1 protein-coding gene and 1 pseudogene are annotated in these 991 nt (G+C 72.0%); both read left to right on the top strand.

The window, feature by feature from the left end; all coding sequences use genetic code 11:
• Positions 1 to 413 (top strand): annotated as a pseudogene (locus tag GTW43_RS11655) (carbohydrate ABC transporter substrate-binding protein); the annotation flags it as partial.
• A gap of 1 nt (position 414) precedes the next feature.
• On the top strand, positions 415 to 991 hold a 577-nt coding region (locus GTW43_RS11650; RefSeq protein ID WP_237536536.1), incomplete at its 3' end, for a sugar ABC transporter permease.

The raw sequence follows: 991 nt of genomic DNA, 5'->3' as shown, positions 1-991 counted from the left end.
ACGACATCGACTTCTTCCGGTTCCCCGAGATCGACCCGAAGGTGCCGATGGCCGAGGAGGCCCCCACGGACGGGTACTTCGCGAGCGCACGCACGCCGCGCGGCCACCAGACCGAGGAGTTCCTGCGCTACCTCGCGACGGCCGAGGCCCAGGAGACCTACCTCGAGGGCTCCTCCGGCACGGCCCTGCCGACCCATCCCGACGCCAGGGACAGCGGCACGGCCCTGGTGAAGAAGGGCCGCGAACTCGTCGAGTCGGCCGCCGAGGTCACCCAGTTCTTCAACCGGGACTCCAGCGACGAGCTGGCCCCGACCGCCGACACCGCCCTCATCCGCTATCTGTCCGAGCCGGACCGCGTCGGGTCGATCCTCACGACCTGGCAGCGGGACGCCGAGAAGATCTGGGGGAAGTGACATGGCCCTTCTCGACACCGGCACCCGTCCCGCCGCCGGCGAGCGCAGGAAGCCGTCCGCCCGCCGCCCGCGCCGCGGCGCCGCCACCCGCGTCCCGCCGCTCGTCGTCGCGTTCGTCCTCGTCCCGCTGCTCGCCGAGGGCTTCTGGGTGTTCTGGCCCGCGCTGCAGGGCTTCTACCTCGCGATCACCGACTGGGACGGCATCTCGGCCGCCCGCCTGATCGGCATCGACAACTTCCGCGAGATGGCGCACGACCCCGTCTTCGGGCACGCCCTGTGGAACACGGCGAAGTGGCTCGTCCTCTTCGGCGGCCTGTCCGCGGTGCTCGGGCTCGGCGCCGCCCTGCTGCTCCAGCAGGAGCGCCGCGGCGTCGGCTTCTACCGTGCCGCGCTCTTCCTGCCGGTCGTCTTCTCGCTGGTCGCCACCGCTCTGGTGTGGCAGGCCATGTACCAGCCGGACGGGCTCATCAACCGCATGCTGGACGGGGTCGGCCTCGACAGCCTCGCCCGGCCGTGGCTCGCCGACCGCGACACGGCCCTGTACGCGGTGCTGCTGCCCGCGCTGTGGCGGCAGATCA

Origin of the sequence: Streptomyces sp. SID5785 (assembly GCF_009870065.1) — a bacterium.
In the GTDB taxonomy this organism is placed as follows: domain Bacteria; phylum Actinomycetota; class Actinomycetes; order Streptomycetales; family Streptomycetaceae; genus Streptomyces.
The sequence above is the reverse complement of the archived record's forward strand: the minus strand, read 5'-3'. Positions and strand labels throughout refer to the sequence as shown.